The following is a 25,805-nucleotide window of genomic DNA, read 5'->3' on the forward strand; positions in this document are numbered from 1 at the left end:
CAAGCTCGACAGGATCGCCAAGCCGGGCGCCATCCTCGCCTCCAACACCTCCTATCTGAACATCGACGAGATCGCCGCCTCGACCTCGCGGCCGCAGGACGTGCTCGGGCTCCATTTCTTCTCGCCGGCGAACGTGATGAAATTGCTCGAAGTGGTGCGCGGCGCCAAGACCGCGCCCGACGTTCTGGTCACCGCGATGCAGCTCGCCAAGCGCATCAAGAAGGTCGCGGTGGTGGCCGGGGTCTTCCACGGCTTCATCGGCAACCGCATGCTGATGCCGCGCCAGGTCGAGGCGATGAAGTTGCTGCTCGAGGGCGCGACCCCGCAGCAGATCGACAAGGTCCATGTCGATTTCGGAATGCCGATGGGGCCGTTCCAGATGTCCGATCTCGCCGGCGTCGACATCGGCTGGCACCGCGACCCGACCCGGATCGAGAATATCCGCGACGCGCTCGCCGCCGAGGGGCGCTGGGGCCAGAAGAAGGGCGCCGGCTTCTACGATTATGACGAAAAGCGGCGCCCCTCGCCGAGCCCGAAGGTCGCCGAGATCATCGACCAGTTCCGTGCGAACGAAGGTGTGACGCCGCGCGCTATCTCCGACCAGGAGATCATCGAGCGCACGCTCTACACGATGGTCAACGAAGCCTCGAAGATCCTCGAGGAAGGCATGGCCCAGCGCGCCAGCGACATCGACGTCGTCTGGGTCTACGGCTACGGCTGGCCGGTCTATCGCGGCGGCCCGATGTTCTGGGCCGACACGGAAGGCCTCGCGAAGATCGTCGAGGGCCTCCGGGCCCAGCAGGCACGCCTGGGGGGCGACTTCACTTTGTCGGACCTCCTGGTCCGCAACGCCGAAGCCGGAGAGAAGTTCACGCGCTAAGCAGGCTCCGGGGACAGTCTTTGACTGTCCCCGCTCTGACCACGCCGACGGACGGGACAGCCTATCTGGCTGTCCCCGTCCAGACGCCGCAATGGGGACAGTCAATTAGACTGTCCCCATCCGAATTAGCAGGTGCGGACGCGGACCCAGCGGCGCCAGTACGGATCCCACTGACGGTGGGTCGTGCAGCGATAGCCGTAGCCGTAACCGTCGCCGTAATAATTGTTGTAGCCGCTATAGGCGCCGTAGCCGCCATAGCTGCCATAATAGGGATCGGAATAGCCGTAGCCGCTGCTGTACCCGCCATAATAGGGGTCGTAATAGCGGCTGCGGTTGCTCGACGCGATCGCCGCGCCGATGCCGAGGCCGAGGATGCCGGCGCCGATCGCGGCTCCGGTATTGTCGTGGCGATAGCCGCGATAGTGACGCCGATATTGCGCATCGGCGGGGCTCGCCGTTGCGACGAGGGTAGCGGCGACGCCGAGACCCATGATCGTTTTCTTCAAAACGCTCGTCATGACATATACTCCTGTCGTGAACCGCTCGGCCTCCTCAACGCACGAGGGGCGGCAGCGTTCATCCGTCCGTCGCATCCTGAGGGGCATATGACCCGTTATCACGCCACAGCCGCACTTTTCCTCGCTGTTTCAGCAACTTCGCCCATCGCGGCTGCACCGCGACAGGCGGAGGAGGCGGCGATCCGCAAGGTCGTCGTGGAGATGGAGGCGTCGTGGAACCGCGGCGACTTCCGGGGCTATATGGCGGCTTTCAAGAACCCCGACGTGGTGTTCGTGTCGAAGGGCCGCTTCCAGCAGGGCTGGCAGGGGACGCTCGACCATTACATCCGCGACTATGGCGGCGATCCCGCCCGCCGCGGCCATCTCCATTTCTGGGACGTCCGGGTGGAGCTGCTCGCCCCGGATGCGGCGCAATTGATCAGCCGCTACCGCCTCGAAGGCGGCGGCAAGCCCCAGCAGGGCATCAACACGCGGTTGATGCGCAAGGTGAAGGGGCGCTGGGTCATCGCCCTCAACCATGTGAGCGCGGAGGAATGAGATCCTCCCCGAGACGGGGAGGGGGACCATGCGAAGCATAGTGGAGGGGGCGCCTCGCCTCGGCAGCGTCTGCTCCGACCCCCCTCCACCACCGCCTGACGGCGCCGGTCCCCCTCTCCGTCCCGGGGAGGATCTAGGGACGCTCCGTCTTCGCCAGCAGATCCACCAGCTCCTGGCGCCAGAATTTGGCCCAGGTATGCGTCCCGTGCCCGCGCGTGTCGCTCGTGGCGCGCACCAGGATGTAGCGCCCCGTCTTCATCCGCCGCGCCGCCTCCTCGGCGATGCCGTAGAAGGGCGGGTTGATGAAATCGTCCTCGCTGTTCACCCAGGTCACCGGCACCCGAATCCGCTCCAGCTGCGCCCACGGATTGTAGGTCCGCGACGCGTCGAGCTGGTAGATGAGGTCGTTGGCGTCGCGCGTCGGCAGGTCCTTGGCGATCCGCTCCTCGATATAGGCATCGGCGGCGGCGCGCGTGGAATAGGCCTTCTGGAGATAGAGCGGCGCGAAGCCGGCGACCTGCAGCAGGCTCACCGCCGTGCGCAGCCCCTGCACGGGCTGGCTGCGATACTCGCCGCCCGCCCAGGCCGGGTCGGCCTCGATGCCCTTGATGGCGGCGTCGCGCCACATCCGGTTGTGCCCGGCAATCTCCGTCGGCAGGCAGGCCATCGGCATGATCGCGCGCGTGAAATCGGGGTGGGTCTCGGCCCAGACGAAGCCGTGCATGCAGCCCATCGACGTGCCCATCAGCAGCCGCAGCCGCTTCACGCCCAGCCCCTCGACCAGCATCCGCCGCTGTGCCTCGACCATGTCGGCATAATCGTATTTCGGAAACCGCATGTGCAGCCCGTCCGAGGGCTTCGCCGATTTGCCGTGGCCGATCCCGTCCGGGAGGATGACGTAGTAGCGGCCGATGTCGAGCGGCTGGCCCGGCCCGTACAGGTCGTTGGCGAATTGCGGCGCGAGGAACTGGCGCCCGGTGCCGCCGGTGCCGTGGAGGACCATCACCGCATTGTCGATCTCGCCGTCCGCCCCGCGGTGCGGCGTGCCGAGGGTTGCGTAGTGGATGCGCAAATCCGGCAGCCGCTCCCCGTCCGCGAAGCGGAAGTCCCTGAGCACGACATCGGCGTCGTGAAGCCGCGCCGCATAATCGGGCGCCTGGGCCGCGGCGGGCGCGGCGGCGAGCGCGATCGCCGTGGCCGCGATCAGTCCGGAAATGACGCGCATCATGCCCCTCCTCTCATGAAAACCGGGCTTTACTGCCCGGCCCTCGCAATGCTGAATAAGCACGCAACAGGGGGAAATAGACATGAACATGATGGCTGTCGCGCTGATCCTGATCGGGCTCATCTGGGTTGCGGGGTTCGCCTGGATCCATAAGCGCGCCGTGGACAAGGCCAAAGCGGCGGAGAGCTGGCCTATTGTTTCCGGCCGCGTCGTCTCCTGCCGCGTCGACGTCGAGGAATCATCCGACAGCGATGGCAATGGCTCGACCTGGTACAATCCCGTGGTGACCTACGGCTACACGATCGGCGGGCGCGAGCTGCAGGGGACGCGGCTGCGCTTCGGCAATTACCGCAGCTCGAGCCACAAAAAGGCCGAAGCGGCCCTCGCGCCTTATGCGGTCGGGACTGCCCCACTGGTACGCTACAATCCCGAGCGGCCCGAGGAGTGCGTGTTGGAGACGAAGAAGCCGGGTCCGCTCTACCTCGTTATGGCGGCGGCCGGTTTCATCTTCGTCATCGTCGGGATCGCGATCGCCGCCTCGGTCTGACCGGTCAGCCCTTGTCGAGGCTGCGCAGCTCGGTCAGCGTCAGCCGCTCGAATCGCGCCGCCCAGGGCGAATCCGGGTCGAGTTCGGTCTCGAGCCACGCCGGCTTCAACACTTCGGGCGAACGCTCGGCCGGGTGGCTCTGCGCCGCCAGGCTCTCGAAGTCGAAATCCTCGAAGAAGCGCAGGCCGACCTGGCCGTCCTTCGACCAGCGGATCTCGGCCGCCTTGCAGCCGGCCTCCCCGAGGTCGAGCTCGACCTCGGAGCCGGGCTGAAGCGTGCGCTCGCTCTCCAGCTGGGCGCCTCCGCCGGAGATGTTGCGAAGCCGCACCGGGATCGACACGCCGCCCCAGTTGAGCGTGCCCGAGCGCATCAGCCGCTGCCGCGCCTCGCGCAGGTGATAGGGGCTCGCTTCCTCGGCGGGCTCCTCCGCCTGCTCGGCCGGCGTCGCCGGTTCGTAGCGGAAGGTCGCGCCCTCGGTTTCCCAAAAGATCGTCTCGTCGAGGAACTCGATACCGACCCGCCCCTCACGCACCCAGCGCACCGCGCACCTGGTCTTGTTGGCAGGCGTGAAGAGGATGTCGATCTTCTCGCCGATCCGCGGCTCGACGTCGGTGGCGAGCATCGCACCGCGCGACGAGACGTTGATCACCCCGGCGCGAAGCCGTTTGCGGCGGAAGACGATGTCCGCTTCCTCGATGACGTTGCGGTGCCGGTCCTCGAGCCGCTGGTTGGTGATGCGGGTTTCCTGCCGCTTGATGGCGATCTTGGTGAGGCCGCCCATCTGCGGCGCTTCCCTCTTCGCCTTGCGGGCAACGACGCCCTTCTGCTCGCCCGAAAGGATCGTGGACCTTAATTCGTGCATTTCTGCCCCACCCCGAGATGGTTTGTCGTTGCGTCGCCTTTGCCCGAAAAGGGTTTCGGAATTGTTAGCCTAACGAAGGACTTGCTTGATCTATGAGTGTTTCGCAGCCCGGCCTGTTCGCGTTGGAAGGGGGTCCCGAGGGCTTTCGCTACACGCCGGAGCTGCTGTCCCGCGCGGATGAGGCGGAACTCGTCGCGCAGCTGAAGGACGTGCCGTTCCGCACCTTCGCCTTCCACGGCTTCGAGGGCAAGCGCCGCACCCACAGCTACGGCTGGCGCTACGTCTTCGACGGCAGCGGGCTGCAGGTGGCCGAGCCGATCCCCGGTTGGCTCCTGCCGGCGCGCGCCGCCGCTGCGCGTTGGGCGGGTTTCGAGCCGGAGGCGCTGGAGCATGTCCTCCTCACCGAATACGAGCCCGGTGCCGCGATCGGCTGGCACCGCGACCGCTCCGTCTTCGGCGATGTCGTCGGTATGTCGCTGCTCGCCCCCGCCCGCCTCCGCTTCCGCCGCAAGGCCGGCGCGAAGTGGCAGCGCCACGCGCGCATCGTCGAACCGCGCAGCGCCTATCTCCTCACCGGCCCGGCGCGCATCGAGTGGGAGCACAGCATCCCGGCGATGGACGTGCTGCGCTACTCGATCACCTTCCGGACGATGAAGGCTCAGCTGTAGAAGATGTGGAGCCCGATCTGGGCGGTGCGGGTGAGGCGCTTGCCCCAGGAGGGCGCGACATAGTCGGCATGGTACCAGAGGACGTCGGCGGGGAGCGTCGAGACCAGTTTGTCGCTGGCGATCCTGGCGATGGCGACGGCCTTGCGCCACGCTTCGGACGCCTCGTCCGGCGTCGGGAAGCGGCCGTTGCGGATGAACGAGAATTGCGCCTTCTGGGTGATGACGTCGCACAGGCCGGTGGGATAGCGGCCCGAGGCAGCGCGGTTCATCACCACTTCGGCGACCGCGAGCTGCCCCTCGATCGGCTCTCCGCGGCTCTCGAAATAGACGGCCTTGGCGAGGCAGTCCTGCTCGCCGTCGGCGGCGGCGGGCGCTTCATGCTCGTCGACCAATTCGAGCAGCGTCTTGACCGGCGCGGCGGCGGGCATGGCCGCGTCGTAGCCCAAGGCGGCCATCCCCTTGTCGTAGATGGCGGCGAGGTAGCCGGTCCGCGCCGCCGGCTGCTGGCCCGGGAGCGGACCGCCCGTGTCGGCGAGGGAGGGCGCAGCAAAGCTCACGGCCGCAAACAAAGCGACCGTCGCGGCGGAAAGCTCCGCCGCCCGAAGGGTCCGGGTCATCGACTCTCTTTTTCAAATGCGGGTGCCCGATCCCCCGGATGCGAGAACCGCATCCCCGATCGCCCCCCGTCTCGCGTGCCGCCGTCCGGCTTATCGCCGCGGGCCCCCGCTCTCGCTCAAGTGCTGAGCGGCAAATGATGGAATGGCGGTCCGGAAACAACCACCGCAGGCGATTCGCGCGACGAGTCGTGTGGCGTCAGGGATACGGCGAAGAAAAAAGTACGGAACCGCGGAACTTTTTGAAACAGCGTGTTTTTTCAGCCACTTTTCGGCACGGCCTGCCGCTCGGCGGGCGGAGCCACCGGGTTCGAATCGGCCGGCGCGGGCGGATCGCCTGCCGTGAGCTTGACCAAGGCGCTGGAAACCCAGCCCGATTTGCACGGTCCCGAATAGCTGCGGCGGCTCGCCACCGGCTCCCCTACGCCGCAGCGCGCGGCGAGGGTGCCGGCTTCGTCATAGACCACGCCGAACCATTTCTGATCGAGCGAGCGCGTGCACACGAAGAAGCGCGCGCCCGAAGCGACCGCGCCGGTTTCCGGGGCATTGTCGAAGGGCGCGGCGCGCACCGACAGCTTCCCGCCCGCCTCGACATGGCTCGTCGTCCCGGCGGCCGGGCAGGCCTCCAGCGTCGGCCCCAGTTCACCGATCGCAACGGCGACGGGCTCGGGGGTGACGATGTCGGGCAGCGCCTGGCTTGTCTCGGCGCCGCCATTGCCCTTCGGCACCGGCTGGCCGCAGGCGGCGAGGAGGAAGGCGGCGAGGAGGGGAAGGCGGCGCATCTCTCCCTCTTGTGGCGCGCGCCCGCGAAAAAATCTACGCTCCGCGCAACGGGAGGAGCGGGCGATGGGGCATTGGCTGATGAAGTCGGAGCCGGGGAGCTACGGTTGGGACGATCTGGTCCGCGAAGGCGGCACCGAGTGGGACGGCGTCCGCAATCCGGCGGCCCGGCTGCACCTGAAGGCGATGCAGGTCGGCGACGAAGCCTTTCTCTACCATAGCGGCGCCGACAAGGCCGCCGTCGGCATCCTCCGAATCGCTCGGGCCGCCGCGCCGGATCCGGGCAATGCCGACTGGGTTTCGGTCCGCGTCGAGCCGGTGCGGCCGCTGGGAAGGGCGGTCACGCTCAAGCAGATGAAGGCCGACCCGCGCCTCGCCGCCCTCGAGATGCTCCGCCAGTCGCGGCTCTCCGTGTCGCCGGTCCGCGATGAGGAATGGGCGGCGATCCTGGACCTCGCGGCGGAGAAGCCCTGAAGGCCCGCGCTTACTCGCTGGTCTCGCCGTCCCAATGGTCGTTGTCATGGTCGCGCTCGGCCTGCGCCTTGTCCTTGTGAACGGTGCCGTCCTTATGCTCGGGCGGGGCGTAGATGGTGTAGAGCCGCAAGGGCGCGCCACCGGTGTTGACGACGTTGTGGCGCGCGCCGGCTGGGACGATCACCGCGAAATCGTCCTCCACCTCGTTGCCGACGCCGTCGATATAGACCGTGCCGGCGCCTTCCTCGATGCGGAAGAACTGGTCGCGGTCCTCGTGCACCTCCTCGCCGATCTCCTCGCCCGGCTGGAGCGTCATCAGCACCAGCTGGAGGTTCTTGCCGGTGTAGAGGACGCGGCGGAAATCGTCATTCTCCACCGTCCGCGCTTCGATATTGTCGCAATAGCCCTTCATCGCTCTCGCTCCTTTTAGTCCGTCAGCCGTCAGTCCTTCAGCCATCAGTCCTTGAGGGGGTCGCAGCCCCAGTTCATCAGCGAATAGCGCCAGCGCGAGGTGACGGGGTTGGCCGGCTCCTGCGCGCGGTGGCGCCGGATGAATCCGACAACCCGCCGCATGTGCGCGTAATCGTCCGCCTCGCGTTCCGGTTCCGGGGTGCGCAGGATGACGGCGATCCGGCGCCCCGAAGCGTGGCCGACCGATTCCGTCGCGCCCTCCTTGCGGAAGCCGACGCGCCGGCTCTCCGGCGTCTCCAGCCATTCTTCGATCTCCTCCGCATCCATGTTCACGGCGACGGAGAAGGCCTCTTTTATGGCGCGTGGATCGGGTGCCGGCATGCGACCGCCCTACGCGCGCCGGAGCCGCCGACGTAATGAAAAAACCCGATCACACAGATCGAGCCAGCCTCAGCCGCTCCGCCTACCGTGCCGGCCCCGGAAGGCCTGCAAGCAGCGCCCGCGCCTTGTCCCGCTCCGGCGAGGCATAGGCCCCCGCGGCGATCGGCAGCAGCGCGCGCCGCGCCCCGTCGCGGTCGCCGCGCGCGGCAAGCGCCTCGCCGACGCGCAGCCCGATGGCGGGGGAGGCGGGAACGCTGTCGTCGGCCTTGAGCAGGCCCGCCAGGGCCGCCGGCGGCGCCGCTTCGCCGGCGTCGGCGTAGCTCGCATAATAAGAGAGGAGCGGCACCGTCGCTTCGGTGTCGGCGCGGTTGGCGCGGGCGATCTCGCGGCGGGCGGCGCCTAGCGCCGGGGCACGCGCGTCGGCGGGCGCGGCCAGCGCCGTCTCCAGCGCGCCCGCTCCGTTCCAGGCGAGGGCGATGCGGTTGGCCGGCGCGGCGGCGAGCGCCGTGCGCGCGGCCGCGGCGCAGGCTTGCGCCTCGCCGCTGCGGCACTCCCCTTCGGCGAGGAGGAGCTGCGGCGCCACCTTGTCGGGCGCCTTGGCCGCCGCCTCGCGCGTCTCCGCGAGCCAGCGCTGCCGCCGCTCGAGCGTCGCCGTCCGCTCCGCCGTCAGCCGCTCGGCCTCGGCCGGCGTCGAGTCGGCATCCGGGCCGGCGGGAATCTCCGTCCGCCCGCCGAGCACCAGCCGCCCCTTCACATAGTCCGCTTCCTCCATGGTCAGGCGCCGGACCACCGGATCGCCGAAGCGGCCGGCCGGATAGCTCAGCACTTCGTACGGCACCCTGCGACCGTGATAATAGCGCCAGCTCTTCTGGAGCGTGTCGGTCGGGCCCAGTGCCGCCGCCGCCTGTTGCGCAGGCGCGCCGCGCGCGACGGCGGCGAGATAGGCGTGGAGCGGCGCCTTCCATTCGTCCGAGAAGAAGAGGAGGTGGGCGAGCGCCCAGGCATGGAACGGCGTCCAGCCGGTCTGTGACGTCTTCCCGTGGAGGTAGCGGCCGTCGAGCAGATCCTTCAGCGGATAGCCGCCGAAATCCTCGATCGCCGCCCAATAATTGTCCGGCGAGCGGCCATATTCGATCCGCCCGTCCTTCGACATGTCGGCGGTCGCGAAAATCTCGCCGAACCCTTCGAGGTACCAGCGCGGGTAGGCCGCCGGGAAATAGGTGAGGAGGTAGTGGCGCGCAAAGGCCGCGTAGAGCCCGGACTCTGCGCTTCGGGTGGAGGCGACCTCGTTGACCTTGACGCCGTGGGCGACGGCGCCGTTGGGTCCGGCGAACAAATGCGTAGTCCCGCTCCCGTCGTTGCTGGTGAGGTCGAGGCTGGCGATATCCTGGCCGCGCTGGATCTGGATCCTGTCCGGCACCAGCGGCGTCGCGATCACGGCGCCGTCGTCGCGCGGATCGTAATAGAGGTCGGTGGGAAAGGCGCGCGGAAAGGGCCCCTGCTGGTACCGCGCATGGCCGAGGTGGAGCTGCTCGAAATCGGCGGTGTCGCCGATCAGGAAGACGCGCAGCTTCAGCGTGTCGTCCGGCTTGTCGATCCGGTTCAGGAGGACCGACAGCAGGAAGTGGAGCCGCTCGAGCCCGGCGGCGGTGCGCGCGACCTCGCCGTCGCTGCCCTTCGAGTAGACGAGGACGTGCTCGGTCTCGGCGAGGCGCCAGCCGCTCATCTCCGGCGGCTTCTCGCCCGGCTTCAGCCGCTGACCGGTGACGAGGATGGGCGGGCCGGCGAGGCCCGGGTCGCGCGGCGGCGTGACGGTGGCGGAGCCGGCCAGCAGCGCCAGCAATGGCAAGAGCGTCCCAGGCATGTCGGCCTCCGGCTTTGCGAGGCGGCGATTAGACCAAAGCCCGGGCCGTTCCGCAAGGCCGCTCAGTCCCGCTTCACGACCGCGCCGCCCTTGATGACGGTGTCGGGATGTTCGAGCACCCTTACGTCCTGGAGAGGATCGCCGGCCACCGCGACGATGTCGCCGTAGCGGCCCGGGGCGATCGCGCCGACGTCGGCTTCGCGCCCGAGGGCAACCGCGGCGCTGCGGGTAGCCGCCTGGAGCGCCTGCAGCGGCGTCATGCCCCATTCGACCATCTTGGCGAACTGGCGGCCATTGTCGCCGTGCGGATAGACGCCTGCATCGGTGCCGAACAGCATCGGCACGCCCGCGCGGACCGCCTTGCGGAAGGTCTCCCGCTGCAGCCGCCCGATCATCCTCTCCTTGTCGATGCTCGCCTGCTCCGTGCCGTTGGCGGTGCCGGTGGCGAGGATGTAGTCGTCATTGTAGATGTCCATGTCGAACCAGGTGCGGTGCTGGGCGGCGAGGGCGATGGTGGCGTCGCTGGCCAGGCTGCAATGCTCGATGGTGTCGATGCCGGCGAGGATCGCGGCGCGGATGCCCTCGTCGCCATGAGCATGGGCGGCGACCTTGAGGCCGAGCATGTGCGCCTCCTCCGCGATCGCCTTCATCTCCTCGAAGGTGAGCTGCTGCGCGCCGACTGCGTCGCCGTGCGAGAAGACGCCGCCGGTGGCGCAGATCTTGATCACCTGCGCGCCATATTTGTGCAGCCACCGCACTTTCGCCCGCGCCTCTTCGGGGCCGCTGACGATGTTCACCTCCTTGCGGTCGTAGGAGGGCGGCAGCTTGCTCTCGTCGCAATGGCCGCCCGTCGCGCCGATCGCGTAGCCGGCGGTGACCATGCGCGGGCCCTGCAGCCAGCCGCCGTCGATGGCCTGGCGGAGGCCGACGTCCTGGAAGGCGTCGGCGCCGACGTTGCGGACGGTGGTGAAGCCGGCGCGCAGGGTCTTGGCGGCATTGGCCGAGCCGACCGCGGTCCAGAAGCTGTCGGTATATTCAAAGCCGCGATAGCCGCCGATCTCGGCCAGCGAGGTCAGGTGGACATGCATGTCGATGAGGCCGGGGACGAGGGTGCGGCCCGGCAGGTCGATCCGCCGCGCGCCGGCTGGAATGTTCGGCCGCGCCCCGCCGCGCCCCGTCACCGAGACGATGCGGCCGTCGGTGATGACGATCACCGGCTCGTCCACCGTCCGCCCGGCGAGCACGTCCACCATATGGGCGGCAGTGACGACGACGGTGTCCGCGGCGGCCGGCGCGGCGGCAAGAGCGGCGGCGGCGAATGCGATGGCGAGCTTCATGTCTGTCCCCTCTTAGTCCCGGCAGCGTCATGCAACGGCACGCGCGGCGCTTCAATCGTTCACGACACGGTGAAGGCGGGCAGCAGCAGCCGCGCCGCCGTTCCCGTGACGATCACTACGCCGATAACCGCCCCGCCGACGGCAAGATGCCGCCGCGCGATCCCGCCCGTGCAGGCCAGCAGCACCAGTCCCAGCCCGGAGGCGAGGATGGTCCACAGATGGTAGCGCAGGTCCGGCGCGACGCTCACCACCGCATAGCTGAGGCCCCCGCAGCAGGCGGAGAGGAGCAGCGCTTGGGCGAGCCGACGCTCCGGCGTCTCGGGCGCCGACCGCGACGCCCACAGCCCTACCGCCGCCAGCCCCAGCCACAGGATTGGCCACGCCAGCGGTGTCGCCGCCCACAGCAGCCCGGATTCCTGCCATGCCCGCTCGATGGCCGACGGCTCGGCGCCGATGCCCAGGCGGTTCGGCTCCGAATCGACCGGCGCCACCGCCCGCGGCTCGTTCGTCCCGGCGAGGAAGCGCATCGTCAGGTTGAAGTGGGCGAGCCGGTGCGCGGCGTAGGCGATGGGGTGGCGCGCAATCGTCTGCCTCCAGATCCCGTAGAGCGGCGGCGTCTCCGGCTGCGCGGCGAGCCCGGCGCCGATCGTGCACCGGCCAGGCTCCGAGAAAGCGTCCCACTCGAGCGGCGAATAGCAGCCCCCCGCCGCCAGCGCCCGCCACTTCGCCGCGCTCACGCCCGCGGAGTCGGTGCCGGCGCGGATGCTGGTGCCGGCGATGTCGTAGAGGAGCAGGCTGTTCTCCGGCCCCTCCCGCTCGGCGCCGAAGAGGCGGTGGTTCGCCAGCGGGGTGAGGAGGATCACGCCGACGATCAGGGCTAGGCACGCCGCTACCCGCCAGCGCACCTTGTGCAACCTCGGCCATCCCAGCAGCGCGAGGGCCAGCGGCGCAGTCGCGAACACGGCATTGGCGCGGACCAGGGTCGCGTAGAGGAGGAGGATGAGGATTGCAGCCGTCGCCCATGCGGGCCGCCGCTGCTCCGAGAGCGGGTGCCACGCGGCTATCCCGGTTGCCGCGGCGAGGGCGCCGAGCAACTGCGCGTCCTTGAGGATGGCGCCCATCCAGCAGGACAGGATCGGCGCGGTCCCGACCACCAGAACCGCCCATCCGGCTGCGCGCCGTCCCCGCCGCGCCAGCGCCGTCGCCAGCAGCCCCAGCCCAATCCAGTAGAGCCCCAGCTGCAGCACCAGCATCGGACCGGTTCCCGGCCACACCCGTGCCAGCGCGCCCCACAGCCGCGCCATCACCGGCGGGTGCCAGTCGGCCACGATTCCGCTGACCGCCTGGCGATATTGCTCGACGCTGTCGAACAGCGCGGTCCCCGGCCAGAACAAAGCAAGCGATGCGGCTAGGGCACATGCGGCCGCGGCCGCGTGCCCGGCGCCTTTAGGCTTCATCGTCGAGGAGCGCCTGGCGGATCTGCGCGGCGCCCTGCTCGGGGCGGATGAACATCCGGCGCACCTGCGGCCAGCGCCGCGCCACCTCCGCCTCGATGTCCGCGACGATGCGCTCCACCTCGCCGGCGCTGATCGTGTCGACGAAGTCCGCGCTCAGCATCGCCGTCACCTGGTCCGGCGCCGAGTGGACGGTGAGCACCACGCCTACGCCGGATATGCCCTTGTGCGCCGCCGCCGCTGCCCGAATGCCCTCGACCAGCTCCGGATCCGCCGCCTCGCCGATCAGCAACGCCTTCGATTCCTTGGCGAGCAACGTCGCGGTCATGCCGAGGATCAGGCCGATGACGATCGACGCCGCGCCGTCGAAGAACGGATTGTGCGTCCATTGGCTGAGCCCGAGGCCGATCGCCGCGGCGAGGATGCCCGCCATCGCCGCGCCGTTCTCGAGCAGGACGATGAAGGTCGGCGGGTCCTTCGACTCGCGTACCGCCGCGAACCAGCCAAGCTCGCCCTTGGCCTCCCGGAATTCCTTGAACGCCGCGACGGTGGACCCACCCTCGAGCAGGAACGACACCAGCAGCACCCCATAGGCGATGAGCGGCGACACTGCCGGTTCCGGGTGGCGGATGTGGACGATGCCTTCGTAGACCGACACGCCCGCGCCCAGCGCGAAGACGAGCAGGGCGACGACGAAGCTCCAGAAATAGAGTTCGCGGCCGTAGCCGAACGGGTGCTTGCGGTCCGGCGGCTTGCGCGACTGGCGGCGGCCCCAAATGAGCAGCAGCTGGTTGGCGCTGTCGACGAGGCTGTGCACCCCTTCGGTCAGCATCGCCGACGAGCCCGTCACCGCCGCCGCGCCGAACTTGGCGAGCGCGATGCCGAGGTTCGCCGCCAGCGCGATGATCAAGGTGCGGTTGTTCTCGGCCTTGGCGCTCATGCCGCCTCAACACTGCGCCGCACGACGAGGTTCATCCGGGCGGTGGCGATCGGCGCGGCGCGGTCCTGCTGCCAGGCATGGGCCTCGACATTGGCGACGCGCTTGCCGAGCCGGGTGACGATGGCGGCGGCGTAGGTCTCGCGATCCTTGCCGCCGCGCAAGAAATCGACGCTGATGTTGACCGGCTTCACGCTGACGCCTTCGGCAAGCACCTCCTGCACGGTGCCGAGTGCCGCGAATTCGAGGAGGCCGGCAATCGCCCCGCCGTGGAGGAAGCCGGGCCGGCCGACGACCACGTCGGCAAACGGCATGATCCACAGCAGCTCGCCGTCGCGCCGCTCTGCGCGCAGGCCCAGCAGTTCGGCATAAGGGGGGAGGGGGGTCATCGACCGACGCGTTACAGGCGCGTCTGCTATTCCGCAAAGCGTGTTTGCGCCCGCCGCGCAGCCGCGCCAAAGAGCGGCGATGAGCGCGAACCTGTTCGACGAAGCTCTTGGCCGCCTCCACGCCGGCGACGCGGCCGAAGCGCGCCAGCTCTTCGCCCGCGCTGCTGCGGCGGGCGACCGGCGCGCCGAGGTGGTGCACACCAACTTCCTCGCCGCCGGCGTCGGCGGACCGCGTGACTGGCCCGGCGTACTCGAGCGCGTGAGGACCCTCGCCGCGGGAGGCGGGCGCTGGGCGGTGGAGATCGCGGCGATCGAGGCGATGGACCTCACCGAGGAGGGCGAACCGCAAAGCCTGCCGGCGCCGGAGCCGGTCTCGGAGCAGCCGCATGTGATCCGCTTCCCCGCCCTCTTCACGGCGGCGGAATGCACCTACCTGCGCAACGCCGCGGCACCGCTCCTTACGCCCTCGGTGGTGGTCGACCCGGTGAGCGGCAAGCAGCGGCCCGATCCGCAGCGCACCTCCCACGCCGCGGGCTTCAACGTCATGCTCGAATATCCCGCCACCCACGCCCTCAACCGCCGCATCGCCGCGGCGAGCGGGACGGCGCCGGAGCAGGGCGAGCCGCTGCAGGTGCTGCGCTACGATGTCGGCGGCGAATATCGCGTCCATTGCGACGCCATCCCGGGCTTCAGGAACCAGCGCATCCTCACCATGCTGGTCTGGCTCAACGAGGGGTTCGAGGGCGGGAAGACCTATTTTCCGGCCACCAAGCTCGCCCTTTCCGGGGCGCCCGGCGACGCAATCCTGTTCCGCAATACCGGCGCCGACGGCCGCCAGGATCCGGCCTCCGCCCATGCCGGCCTGCCGGTGCGCGGCGGCGAGAAATGGCTGGCGAGCCGCTGGATCCGGGAGCGGCCCTTCGACTATTCCGATCCGCGCTGAGCGGCAGGCGGGCCGCACAGGATGATGCGCAGGTCGTTGACGTTGGTCCCTGTGAGGCCGGTGCGGAACAGGGCATTGCGGCTGTCGAGGAAGGCGTAGCTGTCGTTGGCGTCGAGCGCCGCTTGCGCGCCGGGGCCCGCGGTTTCTCCGTCGAAGAAGGCCGCCGCCGCATCGGCATTGCCGTCGATCCCGTCCGTGTCTCCCGCCAGGCCGGAGAGGCCGCGCGTTCCTTGGAGCCCGATGGCGGCGGCGAGGGCATATTCCTGGTTCGGCCCGCCGCGGCCCGGGCCGGTGACGGTCACGGTCAGCTCGCCACCGCTGATCAGCGCCTCCCCCGGCGCCATCGCCCGCGCCATCCGCGCATGCTCCGCCGCGACCCGCCGCGCCTCGCCATCGCATTCGAACAGGCGGGGGCGGTAGCCGAGCCGCTCCGCCTCCGCGCCCGCCGCCGCCAGGGCGTCCGCAGCGCATGCGACGATGCGATAGCCGCCGGGCACTGACTTGGGAGTCTCCGACCAGCCCACGTCAGGCGCCTCGATGCCGAGAGCGGCGAGGATCGCGCGCGCCTCTGTCACTATTGTGGCATCGCCCGCCGTCGGACCCGAGCCGATATCTTCGGGCCGATCCCCGATCACATCCGAAATTGCCAGCGTGACCACCCGCGCGGGCGCGGCGGCGAGGGCGAGCCTGCCCCCCTTGATCCGCGAGACGTGGCGCCGCACGCAGTTGATCTTCGTGATGTCGGCGCCGGAGCGCAGCAGGCTTTCCGTCACCCGCCGCTTCGCCTCCAGCGTCAGCCCCTCGCCCGGCAGGCAGGCGAGCGACGACGCCCCGCCCGACAGCAGCACGAGGACGAGGTCGTCCGGACCGGCACTCCCGGCCAGGCGCAGCAGCCGCTCGCCCGCGGCGACGCTCCCGGCGTCGGGCACGGGATGTCCCGCCGTCACGATGTCGATTCCCTGAAGCCGTCCCGTCTCCCCGTGCGGCGCGACGGCCAGCCCCTCCAGCGGCCCCCGCCACGCCTGCTCGACCGCCCGCGTCATCGGCACCGCCGCCTTGCCCAGCGCCAGAACGATCGTCCGCCCCTTCGGCGGCTCAGGCAGGTGCGGGGGCACTACCCGCCTCGGCAGGCACGCCGCCACCCCCGCTCGCCAGATGGAAATAAGCGCTTTCTCTACCATTGCAGTTGAGTTATGCTGCGCCTCATGCGTCGCCTCCTTCGCATATCCCTGCGGGTCCTCCTCGCCATCCTCGCCATCCCGCTCGTCTATCTCGGCGCCGCTTTGCTGCTCACCCTTATCCCCGCCAACCCCGGCTGGCACGAGGCGCCGCAAGGGGTGCGCATCTTCGTCCGCACCAACGGCGTCCACACCTGGATCATGGTGCCGACCGTCTCCCCCGACATGGACTGGCGCCCGCTCGTCCCCGGCTCGGACTTGAAGGACCCGCGCTGGGGCAACGGCAATTACGTCGCCATCGGCTACGGCAACCGCGAAGTGTATCTGAACACCCCCACCTGGGCGGACCTGAAGCCCGGCGACGCCCTCGCCGCCGCATTCGGCACCGGCTCCAGCCTCATCCACGCCGACCATGACCACAATCCGCAGCCCGGCCCGGCGCAGCGGCCGATCACCCTCAGCCGCGACGAATATCGTCGCCTGGTCGCCTACGTCCGCGCCGGCTTCCGCACCGACGGGCAGGGCCGCACCATTCCCGTTCCCGCCCGCGGCTACGGCGCCACCGACGCATTCTACGAAGGGACCGGCACCTACAGCGCCCTCCACACCTGCAACGAATGGACCGGCGGCGCCCTGCGCGCCGCGGGTGTCCGCACGGGCCTGTGGACGCCGCTCGAGACCAGCATCATGTGGCGGCTCGACGCGCCGCCGTCCGCTGCGGTAGAGAGGCCCCCGATCGCGAAAAACTAAAGGGGGCTGACATGGCGAAGATACTCGGCAACTTCCATCTCGCGCTGCTGATCGGGGTCGTGCTCCTCGTCGCCGCGATGTTCGGGCTGCACCACGACCAGATCGCCTCGGGCGCCTACCCCTGGTCGCAGTTCCTGCGCTACCTCCACATCTTCGCCGGCATCCTGTGGATCGGCCTCCTCTATTATTTCAACTTCGTGCAGATCCCGACCATGCCCAAGGTGCCCGCCGAGCTGAAGCCGGGCGTCACCAAGTACATCGCCCCCGCGGCCCTCTTCTGGTTCCGCTACTCGGCGCTGGCGACGGTGATCCTCGGCCTGCTCGTCGCCGAGACGCAGCAGGGCGGCTACAGCGCCCATGCGCTGGGTTTCGCCGACGGCTACCGCACCATCGGCACCGGCATGTGGCTCGGCATCATCATGGCCGCGAACGTCTGGTTCATCATCTGGCCGAACCAGAAGCGGGCGCTCGGCATCGTCGAGGCGAGCCCGGAGGCGAAAGCGAAGGCCGCGAGCCTCGCCATGATGGCGTCGCGCACCAACCTCATCCTGTCGATCCCGATGCTCTACTGCATGGTCGGCCAGACTCACATCGGCGGCTGAGTTCCAAGCGCCGCCGCGGAATGTCGGGAAACTGGTCCTTCTCGATCGACCGCGGCGGCACCTTCACCGACATCGTCGCGCGCGCGCCGGACGGGCGCGTCCACACCGCCAAATTGCTCTCCGACAATCCGGAGCAATATGACGACGCCGCCGTCGCCGGCATCAACCGGCTGATGGCGGAGCACGGCGCCGCGCCCATCGACGCGGTGAAGATGGGCACCACCGTCGCCACCAACGCCCTTTTGGAGCGCAAGGGCGAGCCGCTCCTCCTCGCCATCACCGCCGGCCTCGGTGATGCCCTCCGCATCGGCTACCAGTCACGCCCCGACATCTTCGCGCGCCGCATCGTGCTGCCCGAAGCGCTCTACGGCCGCGTTCTCGAAGTCGACGAGCGGGTGAAAGCCGATGGCGAGATCCTCCGCCCGCTGGACCTCGAAGCCGCCCGCGCCGGCCTCCGCTCCGCCTTCGACGAAGGCTACCGCGCCGTTGCCATCGTCCTGATGCACGGCTGGCGCTGGACGGCGCACGAGGCGGCGCTGGCCGAGGCGGCGCGGGAGATCGGCTTTACCCAGGTCTCGGCCAGCCATGCGGTCGGCCCGCTGATCAAGCTCGTCGGCCGCGGCGATACCACGGTCGTCGACGCCTACCTCTCGCCGGTCCTGCGCCGCTACGTTGACAAGGTCGTGGCCGCCCTCGGCGCCGACACGCGCCTCCTCTTCATGCAATCGTCGGGCGGCCTCACCGACGCCGCCGCCTTCCAGGGCAAGGACGCGATCCTTTCGGGTCCCGCGGGCGGCATCGTCGGCATGGTCAAGACCGCCGCGGCTGCCGGCTACGGTCGCATCATCGGCTTCGACATGGGCGGCACCTCCACCGACGTCTCCCATTATGCCGGCGCCTACGAGCGGACCAACGAGACGATGGTCGCGGGCGTCCGCGTCCGCGCGCCGATGCTCGAGATCCACACGGTGGCGGCGGGCGGCGGTTCGGTCTGCCATTATGACGGCGCCCGCTTCCGCGTCGGACCCGACAGCGCCGGCGCCGTCCCCGGCCCCGCCTGCTACCGCCGCGGCGGCCCGCTCACCATTACCGACTGCAACGTCGTCCTTGGCAAGATCCGTCCCGACCATTTCCCGCGCGTCTTCGGCCCCGCCGGGGACCAGCCGATCGACGCCGGAGCGGCCCGCGCGCTGTGCGCTGCCATCGGCGAGCAAGCAGGGATGAGCGCGGATGACGTGGCCGAGGGCTTCGTCCGCATCGCGGTCGACAACATGGCCAAGGCGATCAAGCAGATCTCGATCGCCCGCGGTCACGACGTCACCCGCTACACGCTCGTCTGCTTCGGCGGGGCAGGGGGCCAGCACGCCTGCCTCGTCGCCGACGCCCTCGCCATCGAACGGGTGATGATCCACCCGCTGGCCGGCGTGCTCAGCGCCTACGGCATGGGGCTGGCGGACCGGGTGGAGCTTCGCCAGCGCAGTCTAGGCGGTCAGCCGCTAGAGGCGGTGCTGGAGGCGCTGGAGGCGGAAGCGGAGGCGGCGCTCAAGGCGCAGGGCGTCGAGGCCGTACACCTCCGCCGCCGCGTCGCGCTCCGCTACGAAGGCAGCGACACCGCGCTCGAAGTCCAGGTGGGGGAGGGGATGGAGCAGGCGTTCGAGCAGGCCCACCGCACAAGGTTCGGCTTCGCCTCGCCCGAAACGCCGGTGGTTGTAGAGACGGCAATCGTCGAGGCACTTTCCTCCCCATCGCCAGATGGGGAGGGGGACCACCAGAATGGTGGTGGAGGGGTCTATGGCACAGGCCTGCACCAGTTACCTCTCCACCAGGCTTCGCCTGGTCCCCCTCCCCAAGCTGAGCTTGGGGAGGAACCGTACGACCGTCATACTCTCCGTGAAGGCGCCCGCATCTCGGGCCCAGCCCTCATCGTAGACCCCTCCGCCACCACCGTCGTCGAACCGGGCTGGCAGGCGGAGGTCGACGCGCAGGCCAACCTCATCCTCACCCGCGCAATCCCGCGCGAGACGCGCCGCGCCATCGGGACGGACGCCGACCCGGTGATGCTGGAGGTCTTCAACAACCTGTTCATGGCGATCGCGGAGGAGATGGGCGTCGCGCTCCAGAACACCGCCTCCTCCGTCAACATCAAGGAGCGGCTCGATTTCTCCTGCGCCCTGTTCGACGCAGAAGGCGCGCTCATCGCCAACGCCCCCCACATCCCGGTGCACCTGGGCTCGATGGGCGACTCGGTCCGCACCGTGATCGACGCGCGCGGCGCCAATCTCGACGGGAGCGCGAGAGACGGCCGCGGCATGAAGCCCGGCGACGCCTATGTCCTGAACGCCCCCTATCGCGGCGGCACGCACTTGCCGGACGTCACCGTCATCTTCCCCGTTTTCGCGGACGACACGGACGCCGCGCCGGCCTGGTACGTCGCCGCCCGCGGCCACCATGCCGACATCGGCGGCATCGCCCCCGGCTCGATGCCCCCCGACAGCGTCTCCATCCTCGAAGAAGGCGTGCTCCTCGACAACATGCTGCTGGTGGACGCCGGTCGCTTCCTCGAGGCCGAGTTCCGCGCCCGCCTCGCCGAAGGCGAGTGGCCCGCCCGCAATCCCGACCGCAACGTCTCCGACATTCGGGCGCAGATCGCCGCCTGTGCCCGCGGCGCCGCCGAGCTGCGCCGCGTGGCGGCCGAATATGGCCGGGGCGTGATCGATGCCTACATGGCCCACGTCCAAGCCAATGCCGAGGAGGCGGTGCGCCGGCTGATCGGGTCCCTCACCAACGGCAGCTTCCGCTACGCGATGGACAATGGCGCCGAGGTCTGCGTGACGGTCACGGTCGACCGTGCCGCCCGCTCCGCCACCGTCGATTTCGCCGGCACCTCGCCGCAGCAGCCGAACAATTTCAACGCGCCTTATTCGATCTGCCGCGCCGCCACCCTCTACGTCTTCCGCACCCTCGTCGACGATGCCATCCCCATGAACGACGGCTGCCTGAGGCCGATCACCTTGAAGGTTCCCGACGGGTCGATGCTGCGCCCGCATTTCCCCGCCGCGGTCGTCGCGGGAAATGTCGAGACCAGCCAGGTGATCACCGACGCCTTGTTCGCTGCCTGCCGGGCGCTGGCGCCGAGCCAGGGGACGATGAACAATTTCACCTTCGGCAATGCGCGGTGGCAATATTACGAGACCATCGCCGGCGGCGCCGGGGCGGGCCCTGATTTCGACGGCGCCAGTGCGGTCCAGACCCACATGACCAACAGCCGCCTCACCGACCCGGAGATCCTGGAGACCCGCTATCCGATCCTCCTCGAACGCTTCGCCATCCGCCGCGGCTCGGGAGGGGCAGGGGCGTACAAAGGCGGCGACGGCGTCGAGCGCCACGTCCGCTTCCTCGCACCGATGCGCGCCAACATCCTCTCCAACCGCCGCAAGGTGGCGCCGCGGGGGATCGAGGGGGGCGGGGATGCGGCGGCGGGGGTGAACCGGGTGGTTCGGGAGGACGGCACCGTTGAAACGCTGACTGCGACCGCCTCAGCCGAGATGAATGCCGGCGACCTCTTCATCATCGAGACACCGGGGGGAGGGGGCTATGGCCCGGCAGTTCCTCCCCGTGCGCAGCATGGGGAGGGGGACCAGGCGAAGCCTGGTGGAGGGGTAATCGCCGCCGCCTCGCCAAATTCCCCTCCACCACCCTTCGGGTGGTCCCCCTCCCCATCTGTCGATGGGGAGGCATAATGCACTACCTCCCGCTCCTCGGCATCCTCATCGTGGTCGCCGGCTTCGCGCTGCGCCTCAACCCGCTGCTCGTCGTCACCGTCGCCGCCATCGCCACCGGCATCATCGCCGGCAAGCCCCTGCTCGTCGTCATCGCGGCGTTCGGGAAGGCGTTCAACGACAACCGCTTCGTCACCATCATCTACATCCTCCTGCCCGTCATCGGCCTCCTCGAACGCTACGGCCTGCAGCAGCGCGCCCGCACCCTTATCGGCGGCATGAAGCGCGCCACCGTGGGCCGCCTGCTCATCGCGTACATGCTGTTCCGCCAGATCACCGCCAGCATGGGCCTCACCTCGGTCGCCGGTCAGGCGCAGACCGTCCGCCCGCTCGTCGCCCCCATGGCCGAAGCCGCCGCCGAAGTGCAGCAGCCCGAACTCGACGATGCCGGCCGCGAGCGCGTCAAGGCCTTCGCCGCCGCTACCGACAATGTCGGGCTTTTCTTCGGTGAGGACATCTTCATCGCCATCGGCTCGATCCTGCTGATGGTCGGCTTCCTCAAGCAGAGCGGTATCGTCCTCGCCCCGCTCGATCTCTCCGTCTACGCCATCCCGAGCGCGATCTGCGCCTTCCTCATCCACGGCGCGCGCCTGCTGTGGCTGGACCGCTCCCTTGCCTCCCCATCCGCCAGGACGGGAAGGGGGACCACCGAAGGTGGTGGAGGGGTAAGAGGCCCCGCCAGCCGCGAAGAACCCCTCCACCACCCGTCGGGTGGTCCCCCTCCCCATGCTTCCAATGGGGAGGAAGGATCATGATCACCCTCCAGCACCTCTACATCCTCACCGGCCTGATCTTCGCGGCATTCGCGATCCTCAGCGCCCGCGACCGCTCCAACGGCAAGCGCTTCGGCAACGCACTGTTCTGGGCCCTCGTCGCGGCCAGCTTCTTCATCGGCGACCGTCTCGGCGATCTCGGCAACGGCATCCTGGTCCTCATCCTCGTCGCCCTCGCCGGCTTCGGCGCGCTCGGCCGCGGCAACCCGCCGACCACGAGCGCGGAGGAACGCGCCGCCTCCTCCGCCCGCCGCGGCAACAGGCTGTTCCTGCCCGCCCTCATCATCCCGCTCACGGCGCTCGTCGGCACCCTCGTCTTCAAGGACAGCGGCTGGATCGATCCGAAGCAGGTGACGGTGATTTCGCTCGGCGCCGGCGTCCTCCTCGCCCTCGCCGCCTGCTACGCCTGGCTGCGGCCCCCAATCCTAGCCCCTCTCGACGAAGGACGCCGGCTGATGGACCAGGTCGGCTGGGCGGCCATCCTCCCGCAGATGCTCGCGGCCCTCGGCGCCGTCTTCGCGCTCGCCGGGGTGGGGCAGGTGGTGGGCGGCATCGCCGGGCGCATCCTCCCCGAAGGCAGCCTCCTCGCCGCAATCCTCGTCTACGCGCTCGGCATGGCGGCCTTCACCCTGATCATGGGCAACGCCTTCGCCGCCTTCCCGGTGATGATGGCGGCGGTCGGCCTCCCTATCCTCATCCACCATTTCCACGGCGATCCGGCGGCGGTGGCGGCGATCGGCATGCTCGCCGGCTTCTGCGGTACTTTGATGACCCCCATGGCCGCCAACTTCAACATCGTCCCCGCCGCCCTGCTCGACCTCAAGGACCGGAATGCGGTGGTGAAGGCCCAGGTCGGCACCGCCTTGCCCCTCCTCGCCTGCAACATCGCCCTCATCTACTTCCTGGCGTTTTGATCCTCCCCGGCACGGGCACGAGCGGCTAAGCCCCCTTCATGCACCAGCTCACCGCCGAAACCGCCGCCCGCTTCGCCGAGATCGCTTTGGGCCACGTCATCCGCGAATATCCGCACAAGCTCGATCATGTCCTCGACGGGCCGGAAGACGTGCTCGGTCCGCGGGCGCTCCATCCGATCTTCTTCGGCAGCTTCGACTGGCACAGCTGCGTCCATGGCTGGTGGCTGCTGCTGCGCCTCCGCCGCCTGTTTCCCGACCTTCCCGCCGCCCCCCGCATCGAGCGCCTCGCCGACGAGATGCTGGCGCCCGGCAAAGTGGCGGGCGAGCTGGCCTATCTCGACCGTGCCTACACTGGCGGCTTCGAGCGCCCCTATGGCTGGGCCTGGCTCCTCGCCCTCCAGCGCGAGGCGCAGCGCCACGAGGACCGGGCCTGGGCCGAAGACCTCGGCCCGCTCGCCCGCGCCTTCGCCGACCGCTTTCTCGCCTTCCTGCCCAAGCTCACCTACCCGATCCGCACCGGCACCCATTTCAACACCGCCTTCGCCCTCATCCTCGCCCTCGAATGGGCAGAGGTGAACGACGCACGGCTCGCCGATCTCCTCCGCGCGCGCGGCCAGGCCTATTACGACACCGACCGCGCCTGCCCCGGCTGGGAGCCCGGCGGCGACGAATTCCTCTCGCCGGCGCTCACCGAGGCGCTCTGCATGCGCCGGCTCCTTCCCGAGGCCGCGTTCCGCCCCTGGTTCGACGCCTTCCTGCCCGATCTCGTCGCCCGGGAGCCGGCGAGCCTCTTCACGCCCGCCCACGTCTCCGACCGCTCCGACGGCAAGATTGCGCATCTGGACGGCGTCAACCTCAGCCGCGCCTGGTGCTGGCGCGGCCTCGCCGGCGCGCTCGACCCGGAGCGCGCCGCCCTCGCCCGCGCGGCAGCCGAGGCCCATCTCGACGCCAGCCTCCCCCACGTCGCCGGCGATTATATGGGCGAGCACTGGCTCGCGACGTTCGCGCTCTTGGCGCTGGAGGCAGTTCCTTAACCATGACGGGCGCAGGGGAGGGGGATGGCCGGCTATTCCCGCCTCTTCAAAAGCCGCTGGGCCGCCCTGTTCTGGGCGATGGGGATCTGCTGGACCGCCTACGAAGTCTCCTCGGTCGGCGCCGGCGACGGCGACGAGAACGCCGCCCAGACCGACGCCACCGGCGCGACCTATAACGACGCCGACGTCAACGCCCTGAGGAGCGCCCTCAACGGTATGTGAGACGGGTCACGTCGGGCCGCCGGGCTGCGCGGGGCGGAACCATAGCCGCCGCCTCTCATTCGGTTTGAGACATGCCCGCCCACGTCGTCCTCGTCGATCTCCTCGCCCTCGTCTTCGCGCTGGCCGGCTTCCATATGGCCTTTCGCCAGCGCCTCGTGCGCCGCCTGTGGGACAAGGGCCGCGACGCCCGCGGCCTCCCCCACAAGGACCGGGTCGAAAAGCCGGAGGGCGACGATCCGGTCCACTACGCCCTCATCATCTTCGGCATGATGCTGTTCGCCTTCGGCCTCATCCTCATCGCCTTCACCACCGCCTACGCGCTGATGACCTGAGCGGCGGGCTTTCCCCGCCCGCTCCCAGCCGCTAACCACACGCCCCATGCAGGGGGATGCACCGAAGCGAACCGACGCCGCCGCTTTGTCCGGTGCGCATCTGCGCTATTTCGATTTCGTGATGGCGGCGTTCGTCACCATCCTGCTGCTGTCGAACGTGATCGGCGCGGGCAAGGTCGCAACGATCACCCTGCCGGTCATCGGCCCTTGGCCGTTCGGCGCGGGGATCCTGTTCTTCCCGGTCTCCTACGTGCTCGGCGACATCCTCACCGAAGTCTACGGCTATGCCCGCGCCCGCCGCTGCATCTGGGCGGGATTCGCCGCCTTGCTGTTCATGGCCTTCATGAGCGCCGTCGTCGTCGCCCTGCCGCCCGCCGACAGCTGGAAGGGCCAGGCCGCCTACGACGCGGTGTTCGGCCAGGTGCCCCGCATCGTGTTCGCCTCGATCGTCGCCTTCTGGGCCGGCGAGTTCGTCAACAGCTACGTGCTCGCCCGGATGAAGATCTGGACCAGCGGCCGGATGCTGTGGACCCGCACCATCGGCTCGACCGTGTTCGGACAGGCGGTCGACAGCCTGATCTTCTACCCGCTCGCCTTCCTCGGCGCCGTCACTTGGACCGGCACACTCGTCGTCAAGGTGCTCTTCACCCAATGGGCGCTGAAGGTGGCGTGGGAGGTGCTCCTCACGCCGGTCACCTACGCCGTCGTCGGCTTCCTGAAGCGCCGCGAGGGCATCGACGTCTACGACACCGCCACCGATTTCACCCCCTTCCGCGCGAAGGTCTAACGTCCTAGCATCGGCACGGGCAGGTCGTCGGGAGGACAGCAAGCATGCGCAGGATCGTCGTCGGGGGACTGGCCGCCGCAACCCTCCTCCTCTCCGCATGTGGCACCATGGCGTCGCACGCCGTGTCGGGCTTCAAGGTCCAGACCGTCGCGCCGGACAGCTTCATCCTCACCGCCCGCGTCTATCCGCGCCAGTCGCGCGACGAGGTGCGGCGCGAGGTGCTGGTCCGCGCCGCGCAGGAGACGCTGGCGCGCGGCTACGATTGGTATGCGATGAAGCGCAGCAACCTCGCCGAGGCCGCCCCCGAACCCGCCGCCGAGGGCGCCCCAGCGAACGGCCTTGCGCTCCGCCCCTATGGCCGCTTCGGCGCCCGTTCCTTCCGCCGCATGCCGGCAAGCCGCAGCCCCCGCCCGCGCGATTTCCAGATCCAGATGTTCCACGGCGACAAGCCCGCCGGCGCCCAGGGCTTCGTCGCCCGCCAGGTCATCGCCAGCCTCTCCCCGCCGCCGAAGCCGCACTGAGGTAGCTGGCCGCTGCGTACTGGCATGATCCTCGAGTCGCGCTGTTCCAAACTGTCGAGCGGCCGGACTACCTGGTTCGTCGGCGCGCGGTT

General features: G+C 69.4%; 29 protein-coding genes. 16 read left to right on the top strand and 13 right to left on the bottom strand.

Annotated elements, in window-relative coordinates:
- Nucleotides 1-880: 3-hydroxyacyl-CoA dehydrogenase (locus VGC56_RS02340; protein ID WP_464122975.1), on the top strand; the 880-nt coding region annotated here is incomplete at its 5' end.
- 125 nt (nt 881-1,005) lie between these two features.
- Here the strand turns inward: VGC56_RS02340 and VGC56_RS02345 are convergent.
- Nucleotides 1,006-1,398: a hypothetical protein gene (locus VGC56_RS02345; RefSeq protein WP_464122976.1), complete on the bottom strand. Its 393-nt coding sequence runs from the start codon at nt 1,396-1,398 to the stop codon at nt 1,006-1,008.
- 87 nt (nt 1,399-1,485) lie between these two features.
- On the opposite strand from VGC56_RS02345, the gene VGC56_RS02350 reads away from it, so the two are divergent.
- Entirely contained in the window at nt 1,486-1,935 is a 450-nt protein-coding gene (locus VGC56_RS02350) for a YybH family protein (RefSeq protein WP_464122977.1), read from the top strand.
- 133 nt (nt 1,936-2,068) lie between these two features.
- On the opposite strand, the gene VGC56_RS02355 is transcribed toward VGC56_RS02350, so the two are convergent.
- On the bottom strand, nt 2,069-3,163 hold the full coding sequence (locus VGC56_RS02355) for an alpha/beta fold hydrolase (protein ID WP_464122979.1): 1,095 nt from the start codon (nt 3,161-3,163) through the stop codon (nt 2,069-2,071).
- 79 nt (nt 3,164-3,242) lie between these two features.
- Here VGC56_RS02355 and VGC56_RS02360 point away from each other — a divergent pair, with 79 nt between their 5' ends.
- A complete protein-coding gene (locus VGC56_RS02360) occupies nt 3,243-3,707 on the top strand; it encodes a DUF3592 domain-containing protein (protein ID WP_464122982.1) in 465 nt (154 codons plus the stop codon).
- Between the two features lie 4 nt (nt 3,708-3,711).
- Here VGC56_RS02360 and VGC56_RS02365 read toward each other — a convergent pair whose 3' ends face one another.
- Nucleotides 3,712-4,569 carry a PilZ domain-containing protein gene (locus VGC56_RS02365; RefSeq protein ID WP_464122984.1) on the bottom strand — a complete coding sequence of 286 codons (858 nt, stop codon included), beginning with the start codon at nt 4,567-4,569 and terminating at the stop codon, nt 3,712-3,714.
- A gap of 92 nt (nt 4,570-4,661) precedes the next feature.
- Between VGC56_RS02365 and VGC56_RS02370 the strand changes: the two genes are divergently transcribed.
- The gene (locus tag VGC56_RS02370) at nt 4,662-5,237 is read left to right on the top strand and encodes an alpha-ketoglutarate-dependent dioxygenase AlkB (RefSeq protein ID WP_464122986.1); all 576 of its coding nucleotides are present in this window, start codon (nt 4,662-4,664) and stop codon (nt 5,235-5,237) included.
- On the opposite strand, the gene VGC56_RS02375 is transcribed toward VGC56_RS02370, so the two are convergent.
- Both VGC56_RS02375 and VGC56_RS02380 read right to left on the bottom strand, forming a co-directional pair.
- Complete coding sequence (locus tag VGC56_RS02375) at nt 5,228-5,854, bottom strand: cell wall hydrolase (protein WP_464122988.1); 627 nt, start codon at nt 5,852-5,854, stop codon at nt 5,228-5,230. The genes VGC56_RS02370 and VGC56_RS02375 overlap by 10 nt on opposite strands.
- A gap of 257 nt (nt 5,855-6,111) precedes the next feature.
- A complete protein-coding gene (locus tag VGC56_RS02380) occupies nt 6,112-6,633 on the bottom strand; it encodes a hypothetical protein (RefSeq protein ID WP_464122990.1) in 522 nt (173 codons plus the stop codon).
- 64 nt (nt 6,634-6,697) lie between these two features.
- Between VGC56_RS02380 and VGC56_RS02385 the strand changes: the two genes are divergently transcribed.
- Complete coding sequence (locus VGC56_RS02385; RefSeq protein ID WP_464122992.1) at nt 6,698-7,105, top strand: EVE domain-containing protein; 408 nt, start codon at nt 6,698-6,700, stop codon at nt 7,103-7,105.
- 10 nt (nt 7,106-7,115) lie between these two features.
- Here the strand turns inward: VGC56_RS02385 and VGC56_RS02390 are convergent, their stop codons facing one another.
- From VGC56_RS02390 to VGC56_RS02420, 7 genes are all read right to left on the bottom strand, one after another.
- Nucleotides 7,116-7,517 carry a cupin domain-containing protein gene (locus tag VGC56_RS02390; protein ID WP_464122993.1) on the bottom strand — a complete coding sequence of 134 codons (402 nt, stop codon included), beginning with the start codon at nt 7,515-7,517 and terminating at the stop codon, nt 7,116-7,118.
- 44 nt (nt 7,518-7,561) lie between these two features.
- A complete protein-coding gene (locus VGC56_RS02395; protein ID WP_464122995.1) occupies nt 7,562-7,897 on the bottom strand; it encodes a DUF3140 domain-containing protein in 336 nt (111 codons plus the stop codon).
- An 82-nt stretch (nt 7,898-7,979) separates the two neighbouring features.
- Nucleotides 7,980-9,761, bottom strand: a complete 1,782-nt coding sequence (locus tag VGC56_RS02400; RefSeq protein WP_464122997.1) for a hypothetical protein — start codon at nt 9,759-9,761, stop codon at nt 7,980-7,982.
- 62 nt (nt 9,762-9,823) lie between these two features.
- A complete protein-coding gene (locus tag VGC56_RS02405; RefSeq protein WP_464122999.1) occupies nt 9,824-11,098 on the bottom strand; it encodes a Xaa-Pro dipeptidase in 1,275 nt (424 codons plus the stop codon).
- A gap of 59 nt (nt 11,099-11,157) precedes the next feature.
- Nucleotides 11,158-12,492 (bottom strand): hypothetical protein, encoded by a 1,335-nt coding sequence (locus VGC56_RS02410; RefSeq protein WP_464123001.1) that lies wholly within the window; start codon nt 12,490-12,492, stop codon nt 11,158-11,160.
- A gap of 52 nt (nt 12,493-12,544) precedes the next feature.
- Nucleotides 12,545-13,492 carry a cation diffusion facilitator family transporter gene (locus VGC56_RS02415; RefSeq protein ID WP_464123003.1) on the bottom strand — a complete coding sequence of 316 codons (948 nt, stop codon included), beginning with the start codon at nt 13,490-13,492 and terminating at the stop codon, nt 12,545-12,547.
- A complete protein-coding gene (locus VGC56_RS02420; RefSeq protein ID WP_464123005.1) occupies nt 13,489-13,878 on the bottom strand; it encodes a PaaI family thioesterase in 390 nt (129 codons plus the stop codon). Before VGC56_RS02420 ends, VGC56_RS02415 begins: the two co-directional genes overlap by 4 nt.
- A 79-nt stretch (nt 13,879-13,957) precedes the next feature.
- Between VGC56_RS02420 and VGC56_RS02425 the strand changes: the two genes are divergently transcribed.
- Complete coding sequence (locus tag VGC56_RS02425) at nt 13,958-14,821, top strand: 2OG-Fe(II) oxygenase (RefSeq protein WP_464123007.1); 864 nt, start codon at nt 13,958-13,960, stop codon at nt 14,819-14,821.
- Here the strand turns inward: VGC56_RS02425 and VGC56_RS02430 are convergent.
- On the bottom strand, nt 14,803-16,002 hold the full coding sequence (locus VGC56_RS02430) for a glycerate kinase type-2 family protein (protein ID WP_464123009.1): 1,200 nt from the start codon (nt 16,000-16,002) through the stop codon (nt 14,803-14,805). The genes VGC56_RS02425 and VGC56_RS02430 overlap by 19 nt on opposite strands.
- 24 nt (nt 16,003-16,026) lie before the next feature.
- Between VGC56_RS02430 and VGC56_RS02435 the strand changes: the two genes are divergently transcribed.
- The 10 genes from VGC56_RS02435 (at nt 16,027) to VGC56_RS02480 (ending at nt 25,713) form a co-directional block, all read left to right on the top strand.
- Nucleotides 16,027-16,749, top strand: a complete 723-nt coding sequence (locus VGC56_RS02435) for a TIGR02117 family protein (RefSeq protein ID WP_464123011.1) — start codon at nt 16,027-16,029, stop codon at nt 16,747-16,749.
- 11 nt (nt 16,750-16,760) lie between these two features.
- A complete protein-coding gene (locus tag VGC56_RS02440) occupies nt 16,761-17,351 on the top strand; it encodes a urate hydroxylase PuuD (protein WP_464123013.1) in 591 nt (196 codons plus the stop codon).
- Nucleotides 17,352-17,371: 20 nt separating this feature from the next.
- Nucleotides 17,372-21,091 carry a hydantoinase B/oxoprolinase family protein gene (locus VGC56_RS02445; protein WP_464123014.1) on the top strand — a complete coding sequence of 1,240 codons (3,720 nt, stop codon included), beginning with the start codon at nt 17,372-17,374 and terminating at the stop codon, nt 21,089-21,091.
- On the top strand, nt 21,091-21,885 hold the full coding sequence (locus VGC56_RS02450; RefSeq protein WP_464123016.1) for a DUF969 domain-containing protein: 795 nt from the start codon (nt 21,091-21,093) through the stop codon (nt 21,883-21,885). The genes VGC56_RS02445 and VGC56_RS02450 overlap by 1 nt, the downstream gene beginning before the upstream one ends.
- A complete protein-coding gene (locus VGC56_RS02455) occupies nt 21,882-22,817 on the top strand; it encodes a DUF979 domain-containing protein (protein ID WP_464123018.1) in 936 nt (311 codons plus the stop codon). The genes VGC56_RS02450 and VGC56_RS02455 overlap by 4 nt, the downstream gene beginning before the upstream one ends.
- 38 nt (nt 22,818-22,855) lie before the next feature.
- On the top strand, nt 22,856-23,851 hold the full coding sequence (locus VGC56_RS02460; RefSeq protein WP_464123020.1) for a DUF2891 domain-containing protein: 996 nt from the start codon (nt 22,856-22,858) through the stop codon (nt 23,849-23,851).
- Nucleotides 23,852-23,875: 24 nt separating this feature from the next.
- Nucleotides 23,876-24,073, top strand: coding sequence for a hypothetical protein (locus VGC56_RS02465; protein WP_464123021.1), 198 nt, complete (start codon nt 23,876-23,878; stop codon nt 24,071-24,073).
- 71 nt (nt 24,074-24,144) lie between these two features.
- On the top strand, nt 24,145-24,405 hold the full coding sequence (locus VGC56_RS02470; protein ID WP_464123023.1) for a hypothetical protein: 261 nt from the start codon (nt 24,145-24,147) through the stop codon (nt 24,403-24,405).
- Nucleotides 24,406-24,451: 46 nt separating this feature from the next.
- The gene (locus VGC56_RS02475; RefSeq protein WP_464123025.1) at nt 24,452-25,192 is read left to right on the top strand and encodes a queuosine precursor transporter; all 741 of its coding nucleotides are present in this window, start codon (nt 24,452-24,454) and stop codon (nt 25,190-25,192) included.
- 44 nt (nt 25,193-25,236) lie between these two features.
- Nucleotides 25,237-25,713 (top strand): CC0125/CC1285 family lipoprotein, encoded by a 477-nt coding sequence (locus VGC56_RS02480; RefSeq protein ID WP_464123027.1) that lies wholly within the window; start codon nt 25,237-25,239, stop codon nt 25,711-25,713.
- The last annotated feature ends 92 nt before the right edge of the window (nt 25,714-25,805 follow it).

The organism is Allosphingosinicella sp. (assembly GCF_036403745.1).
GTDB lineage: Bacteria > Pseudomonadota > Alphaproteobacteria > Sphingomonadales > Sphingomonadaceae > Allosphingosinicella.

Excerpts from the sequence above, each read along its gene's own strand:
- VGC56_RS02355 (WP_464122979.1), bottom strand. The coding sequence starts at position 3,163 with ATGATGCGCGTCATTTCCGGACTGATCGCGGCCACGGCGATCGCGCTC.
- VGC56_RS02395 (WP_464122995.1), bottom strand. The coding sequence starts at position 7,897 with ATGCCGGCACCCGATCCACGCGCCATAAAAGAGGCCTTCTCCGTCGCC.
- VGC56_RS02420 (WP_464123005.1), bottom strand. The coding sequence starts at position 13,878 with ATGACCCCCCTCCCCCCTTATGCCGAACTGCTGGGCCTGCGCGCAGAG.
- VGC56_RS02425 (WP_464123007.1), top strand. The coding sequence starts at position 13,958 with ATGAGCGCGAACCTGTTCGACGAAGCTCTTGGCCGCCTCCACGCCGGC.
- VGC56_RS02465 (WP_464123021.1), top strand. The coding sequence starts at position 23,876 with ATGGCCGGCTATTCCCGCCTCTTCAAAAGCCGCTGGGCCGCCCTGTTC.
- VGC56_RS02380 (WP_464122990.1), bottom strand. The coding sequence starts at position 6,633 with ATGCGCCGCCTTCCCCTCCTCGCCGCCTTCCTCCTCGCCGCCTGCGGC.
- VGC56_RS02400 (WP_464122997.1), bottom strand. The coding sequence starts at position 9,761 with ATGCCTGGGACGCTCTTGCCATTGCTGGCGCTGCTGGCCGGCTCCGCC.
- VGC56_RS02360 (WP_464122982.1), top strand. The coding sequence starts at position 3,243 with ATGAACATGATGGCTGTCGCGCTGATCCTGATCGGGCTCATCTGGGTT.
- VGC56_RS02440 (WP_464123013.1), top strand. The coding sequence starts at position 16,761 with ATGGCGAAGATACTCGGCAACTTCCATCTCGCGCTGCTGATCGGGGTC.
- VGC56_RS02405 (WP_464122999.1), bottom strand. The coding sequence starts at position 11,098 with ATGAAGCTCGCCATCGCATTCGCCGCCGCCGCTCTTGCCGCCGCGCCG.
- VGC56_RS02390 (WP_464122993.1), bottom strand. The coding sequence starts at position 7,517 with ATGAAGGGCTATTGCGACAATATCGAAGCGCGGACGGTGGAGAATGAC.
- VGC56_RS02370 (WP_464122986.1), top strand. The coding sequence starts at position 4,662 with ATGAGTGTTTCGCAGCCCGGCCTGTTCGCGTTGGAAGGGGGTCCCGAG.
- VGC56_RS02455 (WP_464123018.1), top strand. The coding sequence starts at position 21,882 with ATGATCACCCTCCAGCACCTCTACATCCTCACCGGCCTGATCTTCGCG.
- VGC56_RS02445 (WP_464123014.1), top strand. The coding sequence starts at position 17,372 with ATGTCGGGAAACTGGTCCTTCTCGATCGACCGCGGCGGCACCTTCACC.
- VGC56_RS02480 (WP_464123027.1), top strand. The coding sequence starts at position 25,237 with ATGCGCAGGATCGTCGTCGGGGGACTGGCCGCCGCAACCCTCCTCCTC.
- VGC56_RS02350 (WP_464122977.1), top strand. The coding sequence starts at position 1,486 with ATGACCCGTTATCACGCCACAGCCGCACTTTTCCTCGCTGTTTCAGCA.
- VGC56_RS02430 (WP_464123009.1), bottom strand. The coding sequence starts at position 16,002 with ATGGTAGAGAAAGCGCTTATTTCCATCTGGCGAGCGGGGGTGGCGGCG.
- VGC56_RS02385 (WP_464122992.1), top strand. The coding sequence starts at position 6,698 with ATGGGGCATTGGCTGATGAAGTCGGAGCCGGGGAGCTACGGTTGGGAC.
- VGC56_RS02475 (WP_464123025.1), top strand. The coding sequence starts at position 24,452 with ATGCAGGGGGATGCACCGAAGCGAACCGACGCCGCCGCTTTGTCCGGT.
- VGC56_RS02365 (WP_464122984.1), bottom strand. The coding sequence starts at position 4,569 with ATGCACGAATTAAGGTCCACGATCCTTTCGGGCGAGCAGAAGGGCGTC.
- VGC56_RS02470 (WP_464123023.1), top strand. The coding sequence starts at position 24,145 with ATGCCCGCCCACGTCGTCCTCGTCGATCTCCTCGCCCTCGTCTTCGCG.
- VGC56_RS02450 (WP_464123016.1), top strand. The coding sequence starts at position 21,091 with ATGCACTACCTCCCGCTCCTCGGCATCCTCATCGTGGTCGCCGGCTTC.
- VGC56_RS02435 (WP_464123011.1), top strand. The coding sequence starts at position 16,027 with ATGCGTCGCCTCCTTCGCATATCCCTGCGGGTCCTCCTCGCCATCCTC.
- VGC56_RS02415 (WP_464123003.1), bottom strand. The coding sequence starts at position 13,492 with ATGAGCGCCAAGGCCGAGAACAACCGCACCTTGATCATCGCGCTGGCG.
- VGC56_RS02345 (WP_464122976.1), bottom strand. The coding sequence starts at position 1,398 with ATGACGAGCGTTTTGAAGAAAACGATCATGGGTCTCGGCGTCGCCGCT.
- VGC56_RS02375 (WP_464122988.1), bottom strand. The coding sequence starts at position 5,854 with ATGACCCGGACCCTTCGGGCGGCGGAGCTTTCCGCCGCGACGGTCGCT.
- VGC56_RS02460 (WP_464123020.1), top strand. The coding sequence starts at position 22,856 with ATGCACCAGCTCACCGCCGAAACCGCCGCCCGCTTCGCCGAGATCGCT.